The 16,561-nt window shown below is 63.1% G+C and carries 11 protein-coding genes; 9 read left to right on the top strand and 2 right to left on the bottom strand.

From position 1 onward, the window contains the following. The first annotated feature begins 18 nt into the window (after nucleotides 1-18). Nucleotides 19-3,357, top strand: a complete 3,339-nt coding sequence (locus tag ACTQWE_RS09610) for a 4-alpha-glucanotransferase (RefSeq protein ID WP_441857025.1) — start codon at nucleotides 19-21, stop codon at nucleotides 3,355-3,357. 84 nt (nucleotides 3,358-3,441) lie between these two features. Here ACTQWE_RS09610 and ACTQWE_RS09605 read toward each other — a convergent pair whose 3' ends face one another. After that, nucleotides 3,442-4,242, bottom strand: a complete 801-nt coding sequence (locus ACTQWE_RS09605; protein WP_441857026.1) for a LytTR family transcriptional regulator — start codon at nucleotides 4,240-4,242, stop codon at nucleotides 3,442-3,444. A 360-nt stretch (nucleotides 4,243-4,602) separates the two neighbouring features. Here ACTQWE_RS09605 and ACTQWE_RS09600 point away from each other — a divergent pair, with 360 nt between their 5' ends. The 6 genes from ACTQWE_RS09600 (at nucleotide 4,603) to ACTQWE_RS09575 (ending at nucleotide 10,962) form a co-directional block, all read left to right on the top strand. After that, nucleotides 4,603-6,930 carry a DUF7601 domain-containing protein gene (locus ACTQWE_RS09600; RefSeq protein WP_441921663.1) on the top strand — a complete coding sequence of 776 codons (2,328 nt, stop codon included), beginning with the start codon at nucleotides 4,603-4,605 and terminating at the stop codon, nucleotides 6,928-6,930. Nucleotides 6,931-7,196: 266 nt separating this feature from the next. Then, the gene (locus tag ACTQWE_RS09595) at nucleotides 7,197-7,358 is read left to right on the top strand and encodes a hypothetical protein (RefSeq protein ID WP_441857028.1); all 162 of its coding nucleotides are present in this window, start codon (nucleotides 7,197-7,199) and stop codon (nucleotides 7,356-7,358) included. Then, complete coding sequence (gene lepB, locus ACTQWE_RS09590; protein ID WP_441857029.1) at nucleotides 7,351-7,899, top strand: signal peptidase I; 549 nt, start codon at nucleotides 7,351-7,353, stop codon at nucleotides 7,897-7,899. The genes ACTQWE_RS09595 and lepB overlap by 8 nt, the downstream gene beginning before the upstream one ends. 71 nt (nucleotides 7,900-7,970) lie before the next feature. Beyond that, nucleotides 7,971-9,005 carry a DUF7601 domain-containing protein gene (locus tag ACTQWE_RS09585; protein ID WP_441857030.1) on the top strand — a complete coding sequence of 345 codons (1,035 nt, stop codon included), beginning with the start codon at nucleotides 7,971-7,973 and terminating at the stop codon, nucleotides 9,003-9,005. A gap of 95 nt (nucleotides 9,006-9,100) precedes the next feature. Beyond that, a complete protein-coding gene (srtB, locus tag ACTQWE_RS09580) occupies nucleotides 9,101-9,871 on the top strand; it encodes a class B sortase (RefSeq protein WP_441857031.1) in 771 nt (256 codons plus the stop codon). Nucleotides 9,872-9,891: 20 nt separating this feature from the next. Beyond that, complete coding sequence (locus ACTQWE_RS09575) at nucleotides 9,892-10,962, top strand: Spy0128 family protein (protein WP_441857032.1); 1,071 nt, start codon at nucleotides 9,892-9,894, stop codon at nucleotides 10,960-10,962. Nucleotides 10,963-11,714: 752 nt separating this feature from the next. Here ACTQWE_RS09575 and ACTQWE_RS09570 read toward each other — a convergent pair. Continuing rightward, nucleotides 11,715-11,843, bottom strand: coding sequence for a hypothetical protein (locus tag ACTQWE_RS09570; protein ID WP_441857033.1), 129 nt, complete (start codon nucleotides 11,841-11,843; stop codon nucleotides 11,715-11,717). Nucleotides 11,844-12,094: 251 nt separating this feature from the next. Here ACTQWE_RS09570 and mfd point away from each other — a divergent pair, with 251 nt between their 5' ends. After that, nucleotides 12,095-15,562: a transcription-repair coupling factor gene (gene mfd, locus ACTQWE_RS09565; protein ID WP_441921661.1), complete on the top strand. Its 3,468-nt coding sequence runs from the start codon at nucleotides 12,095-12,097 to the stop codon at nucleotides 15,560-15,562. 3 nt (nucleotides 15,563-15,565) lie between these two features. Then, nucleotides 15,566-16,537 carry a nucleoside triphosphate pyrophosphohydrolase gene (gene mazG, locus ACTQWE_RS09560; protein WP_441921659.1) on the top strand — a complete coding sequence of 324 codons (972 nt, stop codon included), beginning with the start codon at nucleotides 15,566-15,568 and terminating at the stop codon, nucleotides 16,535-16,537. Nucleotides 16,538-16,561: the final 24 nt, after the last annotated feature.

The following is a 16,561-nucleotide window of genomic DNA, read 5'->3' as shown; positions in this document are numbered from 1 at the left end:
ACAGAAGAGGGTACGGCTTTGAGGGCTAGGCATAACACCTCAGACAGCCAGTACAGGAACCCGTTCGGCGCCGCCATCGCTGGCGGCGCCGTTTCCTTGTACATCGACGTCTGGGACGAGCCATCTGCGGTGGCTAGGCTTCGCATGTGGATAGACGACAAGGGCGAGAAGATCCTGGACATGGACCGCATCCCCCTCGGCGAGGAAGAGGCCGCCCAGTTCGGGGACGACGTCCCTGTGCGCTTCGGCGTCACGATCGAGCCGGAGGAGCCCGAGGTCATCTGGTACTCGTTCCAGATCGTCGCGGCGGACGGCGCCGTCTGGCGCTACGGCGCCGCGCGCGAGCACGGCTGCGGCGAGGGCGCCTTCGCGTTCGGCGAGCCACCCTCGTTCCAGATCACCGTGTACCGCAACGAGCGCAAGGAGCAGCCGGACTGGTACAGAAACGGCATCGTCTACCAGATCTTCCCGGACCGCTTCTATCGCGGCAAGGGCTGGGAGAAGAGCGTGGAGGCCGCGTTCAAGAAACCCCACAACGCCGGCCCCGGCATGAGGTTCGTGGACGACTGGTTCACGTACCCGCGCTACGACAAGACCCAGGACGGCCGCATCGCAAACTGGGACTTCTACGGCGGCACGCTTAACGGCATCCGCGAGAAGCTTCCGTACCTCGAGGCGCTCGGCATCACGGTCATCTACCTCAACCCCATCTTCGAGGCGGCGTCCAACCACCGCTACGACACGGCAAACTACCTAAAGATTGACCCCATGCTCGGCACGGAGGACGACTTCAAGGCGCTGTGCCAGGACGCCTCTTCCCGCGGCATCTCCATCATCCTTGACGGCGTGTTCAACCACGTCGGCGCGGACTCCCTCTACTTCAACAAATACGGCAACTACGGCACGGAGGGTGCGGCCCAGCCCGGCGCCTCCGCGTACGACACCTGGTTCGACTTCAACGGGGACGGCAGCTACAAGAGCTGGTGGGGCGTCGACGACCTGCCAGACGTGAACGAGGACAGCCCCGACTTCCGCGAGCTCATCTGCGGCCACGACGGCGTCATCCGCAAGTGGCTGCGCCTCGGCGCGCGCGGCTGGCGCCTCGACGTGGCCGACGAGCTCTCCGACGACTTCATCTCAGAGATCAAGGCGGCGGCCCTGGCCGAGAAGCCCGATGCCGTCGTGATCGGCGAGGTCTGGGAGGACGCGACCAACAAGTTCGCCTACGACCGCCTCCGCCACTACTTCTGGGGCTCCGAGCTCGACGGCACCATGAACTACCCGCTGCGCAAGGTGCTCCTGGACTTCCTCACCAACCGCGTGGAGGCCGCGGAGGTCTGTCGCGTCACCCAGTCCCTCATGGAGAACTACCCGCCGGAGGCGTTCGCGGACGAGCTCAACCTCCTGGGCAGCCACGACCGCATCAGGCTCCTCACCATCCTGGGCAACTCGCCGGAGCCGGACTCCCTCGGCGACTACCAACGCTACGCGTTCCGCCTGGACAGGGACCACACCAACCTCGCCGTCAGCCGCCTGTGGGTCGCGGCCCTGCTGCAGATGACGCTGCCCGGCGTCCCAAGCATCTATTACGGTGACGAGGCCGGCCTCCAGGGCTACGGCGACCCGTACAACCGCGCCGCCTACCCGTGGGGCCGCGAGAACAAGGACTGCTTCGACATCTATCGCAACGCCGTCGCCATCAGGAAGTCGCTCCCCGTGTTCACGGACGGCACCTACCGCCCGTTCGCGGTCGGCCGCGACGTCTTCGGCTTCTGGCGCGAGGACGCAGAGTCCAAGGTGTGCGTGCTCGTGAACGCGAGCCTCGACGTAGACCACACCGTCACGATCCCGCTGGACGGCCTCGAGGTGGACGATGTGGTCTCCGGCAAGGAGCCCGAGGTCGCGGACGGCAACGCCCGCGTGTTCCTGTGGCCGCTCGGCACGGCCGTCCTCAACCTGCATAAGAGGCAGCGCCTGCAGAAGCCCATGGAGCGCGGCATGGGCGTGGTGTGCCACGTCACGTCGCTTCCCAACCCCGGGCGCCCCGGCAAGCCGGGCACGCTGGGAGACCCCGCGTACCGCTTCATCGACTACCTCGCGGCGGGCGGCCAGCGCTACTGGCAGGTCCTGCCCGTCAACCCCACGGACCACTTCGGCTCCCCGTACGCGGGACTCTCCGCGTTCGCGGGCAACGTCGCGCTCATGTGGGGCTACGACGAGGAGGGCGGCACCGCGTTCTCCGCGGACTTCGAGGGCACGCGCGAGTACCGCGACTTCCTGCAAGAGAACGAGGAGTGGCTCATCCCGTACGCAACGTTTCGCGCCATCAAGCGCCGCATGGGCGAGAAGAGCTGGCAGGAGTGGCCCAAGCGCTATCGCGAGTACAGCGACAGGCTCGCCCACAGCAAGGAGCTGGCCGCGGACGTGCGCCGCGAGTGCGCCGTGCAGTTCGAGTTCATGCGCCAGTGGGGCGAGGTCCGTGCCTACGCCAACGCCCACGGCGTCAAGATCATCGGCGACATGCCCATGTACGTGAGCGCGGACTCCTCCGACGTCTGGGCGGAGCGCAAGTACTTCGCGGTGGGCGCAGACGGCTATCCCGCGGGCCAGGCGGGCTGCCCGCCCGACAGCTTCTCCGCCGACGGCCAGCTCTGGGGCAACCCCACCTACCGCTGGGACGTCATGCACGCGGACGGCTACCGCTGGTGGATGCGCCGCTTCAAGCGCGCGTTCCAGCTGTACGACTACGTCCGTCTCGACCACTTCCTCGGCTTCAGCAGCTACTACTGCATCCCCAACGGCAAGACCCCGCTCCAGGGCGCGTGGTACTTCGGGCCGGGAATCGACCTCTTCAAGCGTGCGTACAAGGAGTTTGGACCGCTGCCCGTCGTTGCGGAGGACCTTGGCACCGTCACGCCTGCCGTGCGCGCCCTCGTGAGCGCCACGGGCTTCCCGGGCATGGACGTGGCCCAGTTCTACCAGGGCGACCCCAGCCAGAGCTACGTGCCCGCGACGCAGAAGATGGTCTACACCTCCACGCACGACACCAACACGCTCCTGGGCTGGGTGCGCGAGCACTACGGCCTTACGCCCGCCACCGGCGCCAGCGAGGAGGAGGTCGTTCGCCTGCACGACGAGGCCGTCGCCAAGGCGGACCGCGTGATGGACGCGTGCCTTTCCACAAACGCGGACGTCGCCATGGTCACGCTGCAGGACGTCCTTCGCCTGGACGAGAACCACCGCATGAACGTGCCGGGCGTCGCCACGGGCAACTGGAGCTGGCAGGCCACCCAGGCGTCCATCGACGCGTCGCAGGATCACTTGCGCGATCTGGCCGAGAAGAGCGGCCGCATCTAGACGCACCACGCGCGTGCGCCAGGTCACGTGCCGACAGATGCGCAAAAGGCGGGCCGGGGACGATCACGTCCTCGGCCCGCTCTGTTAGTCCTGGGCTATTTCCGTTGCGGGGGGTGCCACGCTTCCCTGTTCCGGCACGAGCCTCGCGCGCACCATTGCGTCGAGCACCTTCTCGCGCACCTGCTTGCTGCGGCGCTCCGGCACGGGTATGCGCGAGCCGTTGTCCAGGCGAATCTCCTTGCGCGCAACCTGGTCTATGCGCAGCACGTTGATGGCATAGCTGCGGTGCACGCGCACAAAGTACTCCGGGAAGTCCTGTAGCAGCTCGCTAAGGGCCATGCGCACCCTGATAATGCGTTGCGGAAGGTGAACGAGGGTGTACTGGTGCCGGCTCTCTAGGTACAGAACGTCGGAGCGATACACCACGTGCGAGAGCCCATCGGCGTCGCGCAGGATGAGTGGCGCGTCCTGCGGCTGCATGTCAGGGGTAAACGTGTCCGCCGGTACCTCTGGCGAGGCGAGTGGCAACGAGAAGTGCATGTGTACGAGTCTCGGTGCATCCGGGCAGACTCGCCAGACAAAGGTGCAGCGGAATCCGCTGGTGCCGCGTGAGGGGTCGAGCACGTTTCCGAGCACGAGGATGGTGCAGGTGTCGTCCGTCTCGAAGACGCGGCGGACCTCCAGCACCCGGTAGGTGAGCACCCTGCAGAGGCTTCGTGCCCTCTGGCAATAGGACTTCAGCTGGTTGCGTGCCGTTTCGTGCGCGTTCGTAAGAGGGCTTACAAACGAGAAGCCTGCGTCGACCTGCTCGAGGCAGGCCTCTAGGTCACCGTTCCAGAGGGCGTCGAACAGGCCGAGGGACAGTTCGGACAAGTCGTGCCACATGTCTGAAACCTCCCTAATTATACAATCGGCAAACATGGCTCGATTGCCATGCCGTCTTCTTGCCAGCAGCGTGCAGTCGCGCCGGAATGGACTCCAGAAGCTGCCGAGCTCACAAGGCACTTATAAATCTAACAATAACCTTAGGTTTTTTGGACCATGGTTACCGTAATTAGGACCAATGGCCTCTCACTTGCATTTGGATTCACTTACCATGGCGACAAGCATTTAGTAACATGGAAAATGCCAAAAATGTTGTGCAACATTTTAGGTGGTATTGAGGGTTACCTTATGCGGTGAGAAATGCAGTTAAGGGTCGGGCAGCGCGTTCGACCAACCTAAGGCCAATCGGGGATGCTCATGATGATTAAACGTAGCAACAGGGGCAAGTTAAGCGGGAGCCTGGGAGGCAAGGCTCTTCCCGGCATGAGGAAGGGCGCACAGTACAAGCAGCCAAAGCGTGGGCTGCTCTACTCTCTCGTCCTGGGCCTGGTCTTTGTATTGGCTTTGGGCACGATACCAGCTACGGCCGAGGCTGCGATATCGGGTGCCCCGGAACACCATAAGAGCGCCAGCCCGATCAACGCCGACGGAACGATGGACGTTACCCTGAACGTCACGGGCGCCGTGGATCAGTCCAGCGAATCGAGCAAGGCTGACGTTATTGTTGTGCTCGATCTTTCTGGTTCGATGAATGCGGTGCCTCAGCCGGATAAGTCAAAAGTCTATTTCAGCCGCAGTGACAAAACTGACAGAGTCAAGTATTTTAATGCGCGTAACGATTGGTATTCGGGCTACTTACCCGCAGGTTGGTATTACGTGGATCATAACACTACACGTTACGAGGACGATACCTTCTATTCGACAACGAACGAGCCCACGCGACTCGATACGGCGAAGAGCGCAGTAAAGAGTCTCGTGAAACAGCTTCTTGCCAACAATACGTCGCAGCACCCTAACACGGTTAATGTATCGCTTGTAACTTTTAGCAATACCGCAGCAGTAAAGATGGAGCTGACCGCGAACGAAGGCAGCATTACTTCCACGGTGTCTGGCCTCAAGGCAGACGGTGGTACGAACTGGGAGGATGCTCTCGCGACTGCTAGTAGCATTAAGACGCGTCCCGGTGCAAGCGCCAGCGTCGTCTTCGTCTCTGATGGCAACCCTACGTTTAGGGCGACACCTGGAAACATAGGCGATAATACAAATGGAGGTTACGACAGTAATACACGCAAGTATTACTATGGTCAGGGCAATGGCGATGCCTGGGGGCAGAACTACAAATACGCGAAGCTGCAAGCTCAAGCGATAGTAAACAAGAATTGGGAGTTCTACTCTGTCGCGTCCTTTGGCAACGTCGACAACATGCAGAAGCTCGTCACGGACGCCGGAGAGCAGGCGACGGGCCATTACTTCAAGGCCAGCGACAGCAACTCCCTTAATGCCGCCTTTAACAGCATCGTCAAGAGCATCACGACGACCGTCTCCTACACCAATGTGTCGATTCACGACGCGCTTTCGGATAAGGTGACATATGTTCTGCCAAATAAAGACGCAACGCAGCCTGAGTTTACCTATAAGAAGAACGGTGAAACTTGGAGCGACGCTCCGGCCGCTGAAGTCAAGGACGGTTCTGTTGTCTGGAACGTTGGCGACCTGGATCCGAATGTGACCTACTCCGTCACATTCAAGGTCCAACTTACGCAACCGGCCTACGACGCCGCCGCGCCAAAAGATGGTGTGGAAGCGGTGACTAGCGTAAAGACTAACTCGGATGACGCAACAAAGGACTACGTCCAATACCAGATTAAGACCGATGTGAACGGCACTCCGACGACGACCGATTCAGAAAAGGCGGGGTATGAGTCTCCGAGCGTGAACGTCCCCACATCCATCCTGCATATCTCCAAGAAGTGGGACAATAAGGGTTGGGACAGCGTGGGCGCGCCCACTGAGCTTAAGGTGCAAATAAAGCAGGACGACGAGGACTACAAGACCGTAACGCTTAATGAGAGCAACGGCTGGAAGGCTGATGTTGTCGTTGCGGCAGGACCTAACGGCCATAAGTACTCCGTGGTAGAGACGAACGCGCCTGACGGTTGGGATGTGAAGCTCCCTGATGGTGTGCAGCTGCAAGGCTTGACTTCGAAGGAAGGCAGCCAGGAGATAACGAACACCATCACGACCAAAAAGCTGACCATCAAGAAGTCGGTCACCGGCAACTTTGGTGACACCTCCAAGGACTTCAGCTTCACGCTTACGGACGCTTCGGGTACCGCAATCGCCAAAGCAACGGCAGCGGAGGGAACTTCTGAGGGTGTGCGCCTGACAAATGACGGATCCTTCACGTTGAAGAACGACCAGAGTCTTGTGGTGGAGCTTCCCTACGGCGCTACGTATCGGGTGGTGGAGCTCGACCCGAAGGGGAAGAACGACACCATTGACTACACCACGTCAATTGACGTTGACGACAGAGATGCAACTACGGATGTGGACGCGCGTAGGGCAAGCTCTCCCACTGGTGGCATCACGAAGGACACAAACATCACGTACACCAACAACCGTGAGGTCACGCCCGACGTGGGTGTCGACCTGGGCAGCGGTGCTCCCTATGTTGCCGTCGTCGGTGGCGTTGGCATTGCCGGCGTGATCTGGATGGCGCTTAAGCGGCGGACTAGCCAGGGGATCTAGTGGTGCCTGGCATGGGGAAGCACTCAAGGTCTGACGCGCAGTACGCGCAGATGGCCAGCGTGAATCCGGTTGTACCTACCGCGGGAGGTGACCAAAGGCCCGTGACACAAAGGCCCGTGGTACAAAGGCCCGTGGTACAAAGGCCCGCGGCAGGACGCAACCGTACCAAGGCTCCAACGGCCGCCGCCTACGAAATGCCCGCACAGGCGACGCAGCTAGAACCACTGAGTCAGGAGCAAGAGGAACTACTCGCATGGCTCAAGACCATGAAGTTCAAGCGAGCAAGGTTTGGCGGCGTGAGTGAGGAGGACGTCTGGAAGAAGATATCTGAGCTCAACCGACGGTATGACGTCTGCTTCAGGGCGGAGCGGGAGCGTTACAACGCGCTGCTCGAGTCCAGGGGGATCAAGGGGTGGCCCAATGCCTAGGGTCACCGAGAAAGGCGGACTTGCGGAAGGAGTGATCCAGGCCCGATGGGCGAAGGCGAGAGATCGCGAAGGCTGGCTTTCGCTCTTAGGGAAGGTGGTTGTTCTTCTCGCCGCGCTGTGGCTGCTCTTCTCGTTTGTGTTCTGCCTGCACAGGGTGCGTGGCAACGACATGTACCCGGCCATGCAGGACGGAGACGTGGTCTTGGCCTGGAGGCTTCAGGGTTCGTACAACCAGAACGACGTTGTGGTGTACGAGGCCGGGGGCAAGCAGAGGGTCGGAAGGGTCCTAGCGAAGGAGGGGGATGTTGTCGACGTCACGGACGATGGTCAGGTGACCGTCAACGGCACTCCCGAGGACAACGAGATCTATCAGACGCAGGCGGGGAAGGCGGTCAAGTTTCCCTATCTGGTGCCCAAGGGAAAGTTGTTTGTGCTGGGGGACTTTAGGACCCACGCAACAGATAGCAGGAAGCTCGGCGCGATACCTACCAGCGACGTCGAGGGAGTGACGATCGGGTTGCTCAGGAGGCGCAAGTTCTAGGACTCAACGTGTTTGGTGAATAGCGATTATGGTCGCTTTCATATAAGGGAAGAGATCGGAAGGAGAACGACATGAATGTGAAGCTTACGAGGGGTCTGGCTGCCGCGGCCGTCTCTGCGGCGATGATGCTCGGCGCGGCCGTGCCGGCGCTGGCGGCGGATGCGCCGAAGACTCTGCCGAACGACAACGGAGTCTACTACCTCACCAAGACCTATGACGGCGTAAGCGATGGCACTGTCTCTGAGACGCTCGGCTTCACGGTTACGAACTACGACGTCACCGACGCTAAGAACGGCGTTACTGTCGAGAACATGCCTGCCGTTAGCATCGCAGAAGTGCCCGCTACGTCTGGCAAGGACAACAAGGTTAAGCTGACGCTTTCGCCGTACACGAGCGCCGGTTACTACTACTACAAGGTCACCGAGAATAAAGGAAACACCGCGGGCGTTACGTATAACACCGACCCCTACTACCTGAAGGTCACCGTGTCGTACGACGAGAACCATGCCGCAAAGGTCGATTCAGTCTCGCTGTGGGATGCCGACCCGACTGCCACCACGACGACCGATAAGCACAAGGTCGCGGGATTCAAGAACATCTACAAGTCCGGCACTCTTGAGGTGCAAAAGGTTATCAAAGGTAACCTCGCTCAGGATGACGAGGAGTTCACCATCAGGGTGACCTTCACCTCCGAGAAGCCCGTCGGAAGCGTTGTGGCTTACACGGTCAACGGCGAGGATGAGACCATCGCAACTAACGCTTGGACCAAGTCCGACGACGGTACCTATACTGCCGGCGCTGATATCAATGTCAAGGGCGGCTCCACCGTCGACTTCTCGAACGTCCCTGACGGCGTGAAGTATGCCGTGGAGGAGACCAACAAGGGCGATGGCTATACGCCAACTTACGAGGGCAAGAATGGCACCCTGACTGCCGACGAAAAGACGGGCAACGCGGATGCTACCGCCACGGTGACCAACACCAAGGAGTCCAAGGTTGACGCCGGCGTCCTGCTGAACAACGCTCCCTACATCGCCATCCTCGGCGGTGCGGCCGTTGTCACGATCTACCTCGTGAACAAGCGTCGTCACAGCGACATGGACTAGTAGTCACCTTGGTTGACTAAACATTCCTGTAATGGGATGGAGGCTGCGGGCGGGTTGCCCGCCCGCAGCCCTGCTTGAAGAGGGAGGTGCGGTACATGGGCGAATCGAAGCCACTCAAGGTTTGCAACAGGGTCTTTAACGTCGTGCTTGCCGTACTTCTGGTGGGCGCCACGCTGTTTGCGGGGTACTCCCTCTGGGATAACCAGCAGGTGTACGCCGAGGCGAAGAACGTGCGTGACGACCTGTTGAACCTGAGGCCCAAGGAGGGCAAGGACCACAGGAAGGCCTTCGAGAAGCTGCGTAAGATCAACCCCGACGTGGTGGCATGGATCACCATGGACGGGACGAAGATTGACTATCCCATTGTCCAGGGCGAGGACGACGAGGAGTACATCAACAAGGACGTGTACGGGGACTTTGCCCTTTCTGGTGCGATATTCCTTTCCTCGCAGTGCAACCCATCGTTTACCGACTCGTACTCCCTGGTGTACGGCCACCACATGGTGGACCACCTCATGTTTGGCGACCTTGACCTGTATCACGACAAGAAGTTCTTCAACAAGCACACGACCGGCGTCCTCATGACGCCAGACAATACGTACGGCTTGGAGGTGCTCGCCGTGATGACGGTGAACTCCTCTGATAGCACGATCTTCTCGCCTACATCGTGGGCAAAGGACTGCTCGGGCGTCGTGAGCTACGCGGCGCAGAAGGGCGAGCACGTCCACAGCGACGTGGTCGAGAAGATCGGGGCCGACACCGCGAAGGAGCGGATAGTGGCCTTGGCCACGTGCTCCTCTGAGGGGACCGAGGCCCGGACGGTACTGCTGGCAAGGATCGTCCCCTATACGGGTGACGGCAAGTAGATGGCGAGTTAGGAAGAGAAATGAAGATTAAACACAGGCTCATGGCGGCTGCGCTCGCGCCAGCGCTGCTCCTCCTGGCGGCCCTGTTCCCCGCGACCGCTTTCGCGATCGATGGGGACGCGACTACCGTGAAGGTACCCGTATCCGTGACGACTTCTGGGCAGGGCATCCCCGCCGAGACGTATACGGTGAAGATCGAGGCTGAGACCGACGGCGCCCCCATGCCGACCGTTACCGAGAGCCACGTTAAGGGCGAGGAGCTGAAGGCGGGCACCTACAAGGGCGACCCTGCTGAGTTTGACCTTGACTTCTCTAACGCGCGCATCGGCATCTACAAGTACCGCATCTACCAGGTTGCCCCTGAGAACACCACCGGCCGCGGTGAGTATGACAACACGGTCTACTACATGACCGTGACGTACGAGCACCCCAACGGAGACATGAACAAGACCAAGGTGACCGCCGCGGTGCACGAGGGCACTACGGACGGACCAAAGGTTGCCGAGTGCAACTTTGCGAACACGTACGCGAACCTTCCCGCGGGCGAGATTGACCCGCCCGTCACCAAGAAAATCGAGGGTGACAAGCCTGCGAAGAAGTCGACGTTCGACTTTGTGCTGGAGTCCATCGACGGCGCCCCGCTGCCTGAGGGTGCGAAGGACGGCAAGCTCACGACCAGCATCGAGGGCGAGGGTTCCATCGAGTTTGGCAAGATCGCCTATACCAAGGCCGGCACGTACGAGTACAGGTGCTATGAGATCGACAAGGGTGAGGACGGATACACCTACGACAAGACCGTCTATACCATGCGCGTAGCCGTGACCGAGGGTACCAAGGACTTCAAGGTCGAGCGTGCCATCGTGGACAAGAACGGCAAGGAGCACGACTCCCTGACGTTCGTGAACACCTACAAGGCGCCCGCGAAGCCGGCCGTGAACAAGCCCGCTGCGGCCAAGAAGGGCGGCTCGGGCGTCGTGAAGACGGGCGACACCAACAACGTGGGCGCCGTTGTTGCCCTGGGCGCCATTGGCGCCGTCGCTGCGGCTGCTGCTGTTGTCATGAGGCGTGATGGTAAGAAGGAAGAGAAGTAGGGCTTCCAGCGCAAGCATTGATGTTCTGACTCGCATCTGAATGAGCACCTCCGGAGAAGATTCGGGGGTGCTCTTGTGTTGAGGGGCCACAGTATAGCGGCCCGCCGTGGGTAGGCTTGCCGTGAGCTCGAGCGTAGAACTATTTCGCGCGAAAGCCCTCGTTTGGGGTACGGGCGGAAAATATCGCCAAGGATATGGAACTGGAGCTCGTGGCTGGATACACTACAGATACCAGCGGTGCCCGTCGTTTCTTAACAGGGGTGCGGGCAACGCCAGGTGGTTCGAATCGAAAAGCGCGGTAGCCCCCGGGCTTTTCTCATCTCCTAACGCTATCCGTTGTGATGTCTATGCTCCCTTACCATCTCCCTCACCTCCCTGACTACGTCGAGGAACGTTCGGGCGATGCTTGCGACGATCGCGAGGGCTTTCAGGACGCCATTCAACAGATTTAGCCGTGGGTAACAACGTCCACACTGGGCACCGCTGGTTTGTAAGCCCGGTTACCGCCGGGCTTTTCTTTGACTCTTCGCCACGCCTGCTGACAAAGGCGTCGTTGATGCTGTGCTGAGCCGACCGTAGGCCTGTCGCGTCCCAAATTGTTCCGCAAAAACCGTATGGACAGCAAGGGGCGTTGCTGGGTAGAATACAGGTACACCAGCGGTGCCCGTCCTTTCTTAACTGGTCTGCGGGCAACGCCAGGTGTTGCGAATCGAAAAGCCCGGTTGCCCCCGGGCTTTTCTCATCTCCTTACGTTATCCGTTGTGATGTCTATACTCCCTTATCATCTCCCTCACCTCCCTGACCACGTCGAGGGAAGTTTGGGCGATGCTCGCAACGAGCGCGAGGGCTTGCAGGACTTTAAGGACAAGGTTCATGTCCATAGGCTTTACCTCCTTGTTGGGGGAGGCGCCGCCCGCATCCGGACACCGCTGGTGTGGTGGAGATTCTAACATCCTCCGTCAAGCCCCCAGCCGAGGTATTTTGGGCAGCTTTGGCGCGATGGCCCGCGCGCCGCAATGTTGGTGAAAGCTGCGCGACGCGGCGTGCATTCGTGGCATGATGTAGAAAAAGAATCGATGTGCGGACCCGGAACCGATGGTTTTGGGCCCGCTTGTGCTGTGGAGAGGTCCCCATGCTTATAAACAGAGTCGCCCAGAAGCTGCTGGCCGCACCGGAGCTTGCGCCCGTGCTGCACGAGCTGGACGCCGGCCACGACGCGACGCTCGGCGTGCCGCAGAGCGCGCGCTCGCTTCTGGTGGCGGCGCTGTGGGCGCGCGACCCCCGGCCGTGCCTGCTGGTGGTCTCTGGCGAGGAGGCCGCGGACCGCACGGCGCGTGCCCTGGCCGCGTGGCTGGGCATGGACGTGGTGTGCCGCTACCCGAGCCGCCATGACCTGCCGTGGGTGGACAAGCCGGCGGACGATGCCGTGGTGGGCGCCCGCTGCCGCGCTGTGGCGCGCCTTGCCGCAGGGGAAAAGTGTCTGGTTGTTGCCAGTGCGCGCGCCCTTCTGCGTCGTGTGCCGCCCGTGGGCTCCGGCTACTTTGCCTCGAGCACGTTTGCCGTGGGGGACGAGGTGGACTTTGCCGACGTGCCGCGCCTGCTGGTGGGCATGGGCTACACGGACGCGGGCGACGCCTCGGACGTGACGGCGCCCGGCACGTTCTGCGTGCACGGCGACGCGGTGGACGTGTTTCCCGCGCAGGCGACCTCGCCCGTGCGGCTGGAGTTCTTTGGCGACGAGGTGGACCGCGTGCGCCGCATGGTGCCCTCGACCGGCCAGACCATCGGCGAGCTGGAGTCCGTAACGGTGAGCCCGTGCCGCGAGATTGCGCTCACGGACCAGACGGTTGCGCGTGCGTCGCGGGCGCTCTTCAACCGCGCCCAAAACGACTCGCGCGTGGCCGCTGACCTGGAGATGATCGAGGCCCGCGCCGCGGAGCCCACGCTCGACAGGTACCTGCCCGAGCTGTACGGGGGCAGCGCTTCTCCCATGGACCACATGAGCGCGGACGCGCTGGTGGTGCTTGCGGAGCCGCGCGCCCTGTTTGACGACTGCATGCACGCGACGGACGACGTGGAGTCCGCCGCGTCGAGCGCCCACGCCAGCACGCGGGGGCTGTTCACGAGCCCGCGCCAGATGGACTTTGGCAAGCAGCAGCGGCTGAGCTTCTCGTCCATGGCGCGCGTGGGCGGGCAGGCGGACGCGGAGCTCGAGGTGCGCCAGCCGTCCATCGCGGGCAGCGACGCCAAGCTTCTGGGCCGCATGCGCCAGCTGGTGAACGACCGCGCGAGCATCGTGTTTGCCGTGCCGGATCGCGGCGCGCGCGAGGCACTGGAGCTTACCTTTACGGACGAGAAGATCCCGCTGGAGGAGTCGCTGGGCACCGCGGCGCCCAACCGCGTGCCCGTGTGCGACCCCACGGCCATGCGCGACGTGGAGCCGCTGCCTCGCGGCATCGTCACGTTTGTGGACGCGCCGGTGCCGGCGGGCGTGGTGGTGCCCTCCGCCGGGCTGGCCGTGTTTAGCGTGGGAGACCTGACGGCTCGCATGGCGCGCCACAAGCACCGCGTGCGCAAGGTGGACCCCACGAGCGTGACGTTCCCGTTCAAGCCGGGTGACTATGTGGTGCACGCCACGCACGGCATCGCGCTGTTTAGCGCCATCGTGCGGCAGGAGGTGGCCGGGCGCGAGCGCGACTACTTTTTGCTTGAGTACGCCGGCAAGGACAAGCTGTTTGTGCCGCTGGAGCAGGTGGACCGCATCACGCGCTACGTGGGACCGGACGGGTCGAGCCCGCGCCTGACGCGCCTGAACACGGCGGACTGGTCGCGCGCCACGGGCAAGGCCCGGCGCTCTGCCAAGAAGCTCGCGTTTGACCTGGTTGACCTGTACACGCGGCGCTCCTCGGTGCAGGGGCACGCGTTTGCTCCGGACACGCCGGCGCAGGCGGACATGGAGGCGAGCTTTCCGTACGAGCTGACGCCGGACCAGCGCGCCGCGATAGAGGACATCAAGGCGGACATGGAATCGCCGAAGCCCATGGACCGGCTGCTCTGCGGCGATGTGGGCTTTGGCAAGACGGAGGTGGCGCTGCGCGCCGCCTTCAAGTGCTGCCAGGACGGCAGGCAGGTGATGGTGCTGTGCCCCACCACGATCCTTGCGCAGCAGCACTACGAGACGTTCTTCAAGCGCTTCTCGCCCTTTGATCTGGACGTGAGGGTGCTGAGCCGCTTTGTGACGCCCGCACAGCAGCGCCAGGCGCTCGCCGGCTTTGCGGACGGCACGGTGGACGTGCTCATTGGCACGCACCGCTTGCTGAGCGCGGACGTGAACCCGCACGACCTGGGCCTGGTGGTGATAGACGAGGAGCAGCGCTTTGGCGTGCAGCACAAGGAGCAGCTGAAGAACATGCGCGAGCAGGTGGACGTGCTGACGCTTTCTGCCACGCCCATCCCGCGCACCATGCAGATGGCCATGAGCGGCGTGCGCGACATGAGCCTGATCATGACGCCGCCGCCCGGGCGGCTTCCCGTGAAGGTGAAGGTGGGAGAGTGGGACCCGGACGTGGTCTCCGCCGCCATCCGCGCGGAGCTGGCGCGCGGCGGCCAGGTGTACTACGTGAGTAACCGCGTGACCACCATAGACGACGCCGTGGACCGCGTGCGCGAGGCCGCGCCGGAGGCCCGCGTGGGCGTGGCGCACGGCAAGATGAGCGCGCAGCAGGTTGAGGACGTGATGCTGGAGTTTGACGAGCACGAGATTGACGTGCTGGTGGCCACGACCATCATCGAGAGCGGCATCGACAACTCGCACACCAACACGCTCATAATAGAGGACTCGCAGCGCCTGGGGCTGGCGCAGCTGTACCAGCTGAAGGGTCGCGTGGGACGCGGCAGGACGCAGGCGTACGCGTACTTCATGTTTCCGGGGGAGCTTCCGCTGACGCCGGAGGCGACGGACCGCCTGATGGCCATAAACGAGAACCAGGACCTGGGTAGCGGCATGCGTATTGCCATGCGCGACCTTGAGATCCGCGGCGCGGGATCGCTGGTAGGCGCAGAGCAGCACGGCAACCTGAGCAGCGTGGGCTTCGACCTGTTTACGCAGATGCTGGGAGAGGCCGTGAGCGAGGCGAAGGGCGAGGCCACGCCGGACGCGGCACCCGAGGTGAACATCAACCTGCCGGCGGACTTCTATCTTGCGGAGGAGTACCTGCCCGAGGTGGACAAGCGCGTGCTGGCGTACCGCCGCCTGGCGAGCGCGACGGAGCTCACGGACGTGGACCGCCTGCAGCAGGACCTGGAGAACAGCTATGGCGCCCTGCCGCTTGCTGGCCGCAACCTGCTGGATCGTGCGCGGATTCGCATACGCTGCCAGCGTCTGGGTGTGACGTCCGTGAGCGTCACGAGCGGCCGCATCACGTACGTGGGCATACAGGTACCGCGCCCCGTGGCGCTGCGGCTGAAGGAGCGCCGCGCGGTGATCTACCCCAAGACGCGCAAGATGAGCTACCCCTTCCACACCGGGCGCGAGGAGCTTCTGCCCGCCGCGCTGGGCGTGCTGGAGGAAGTTGGCGGCGACGACGAGGGCGAGGAGTAGGCCATGGAGAAGGACGGGACGCGGGACTTGGGCGCAGGTGCCGGCGTTGGCGGCGCGGGTGGCGTGACGGCTGTGGGTGGCGTGGCCGCGGCGACCGGTTGCGATGCCGCGGCGCGGGCAGACGAGCAGAGCCGCGCGCGGGCGGGCGCGCCGGGCGCGCACCCGGAGTTTGACCGGCTGGTGCGCACGGTGTGGCGCCTGCGCCAGCCGGACGGCTGCCCGTGGGACCGCTCACAGACGCACGAGTCTTTGCGCCGCGACATGGTGGAGGAGGCGTACGAGGCCGCGGACGCCGCGCTTGGGGGAGGCGCGCACCTGGCGGAGGAGCTGGGCGACGTTCTGATGCAGGTGCTGCTGAACGCACAGGTGGCGGCCGACGCGGGAGACTTCACGATTGACGACGTGTGCCGGCAGATAAACGCGAAGCTCGTGCGGCGCCATCCGCACGTGTTTGGCGACGCCGTGGCCGCGGACACCGGCGCTGTTGGCGCGATCTGGGACGACGTGAAGCGTCGCGAGCGGGAGGGGCGCTCCGGCGCGGACGCGCCCGAGGGGCTGCTGGACTCCGTTCCGCGGTCGCTGCCCGCGCTGCTGCAGTGCCAGAAGATATCCACGCGCGCGGCGCGCGCCGGCTTCGAGTGGGCGAGCGTGGAAGACGTGTGGGACCAGGTGGCCTCGGAGCGGCGGGAGTTCGAGCGCGAGGAGCGCGGGAGCGAGGAGGCGGCCGAGGAGTTTGGCGACGTGCTCTTCTCGCTTGTGAACGTGGCCCGTTGGGAGGGCATCGACGCGGAGGCGGCGCTGGACGCGAGCAACCGCAAGTTCAGGCGGCGCTGGGGCGCGATGGAGCGGATGGCGCGCGAGGAGGGCCTTGAGCTGGACGGCCTGGGCGTCGAGCGGCTGAACGAGCTGTGGCGTCGCGCGAAGGCGGAGGAGCGCGCGGGCGACGCCGGGACCGGCTCGGGCCGGGCGGGGTGACGCTGTCTCTTATACACATCTCCG

Origin of the sequence: Parafannyhessea sp. LCP19S3_B1 (assembly GCF_052121955.1) — a bacterium.
In the GTDB taxonomy this organism is placed as follows: Bacteria; Actinomycetota; Coriobacteriia; order Coriobacteriales; family Atopobiaceae; genus Parafannyhessea.
The sequence above is the reverse complement of the archived record's forward strand: the minus strand, read 5'-3'. Positions and strand labels throughout refer to the sequence as shown.

Excerpts from the sequence above, each read along its gene's own strand:
- ACTQWE_RS09585 (WP_441857030.1), top strand. The coding sequence starts at position 7,971 with ATGAATGTGAAGCTTACGAGGGGTCTGGCTGCCGCGGCCGTCTCTGCG.
- srtB (WP_441857031.1), top strand. The coding sequence starts at position 9,101 with ATGGGCGAATCGAAGCCACTCAAGGTTTGCAACAGGGTCTTTAACGTC.
- ACTQWE_RS09605 (WP_441857026.1), bottom strand. The coding sequence starts at position 4,242 with ATGTGGCACGACTTGTCCGAACTGTCCCTCGGCCTGTTCGACGCCCTC.
- ACTQWE_RS09575 (WP_441857032.1), top strand. The coding sequence starts at position 9,892 with ATGAAGATTAAACACAGGCTCATGGCGGCTGCGCTCGCGCCAGCGCTG.
- mfd (WP_441921661.1), top strand. The coding sequence starts at position 12,095 with ATGCTTATAAACAGAGTCGCCCAGAAGCTGCTGGCCGCACCGGAGCTT.
- ACTQWE_RS09595 (WP_441857028.1), top strand. The coding sequence starts at position 7,197 with ATGAAGTTCAAGCGAGCAAGGTTTGGCGGCGTGAGTGAGGAGGACGTC.
- lepB (WP_441857029.1), top strand. The coding sequence starts at position 7,351 with ATGCCTAGGGTCACCGAGAAAGGCGGACTTGCGGAAGGAGTGATCCAG.
- ACTQWE_RS09600 (WP_441921663.1), top strand. The coding sequence starts at position 4,603 with ATGATTAAACGTAGCAACAGGGGCAAGTTAAGCGGGAGCCTGGGAGGC.
- ACTQWE_RS09570 (WP_441857033.1), bottom strand. The coding sequence starts at position 11,843 with ATGGACATGAACCTTGTCCTTAAAGTCCTGCAAGCCCTCGCGCTCGTT.
- mazG (WP_441921659.1), top strand. The coding sequence starts at position 15,566 with ATGGAGAAGGACGGGACGCGGGACTTGGGCGCAGGTGCCGGCGTTGGC.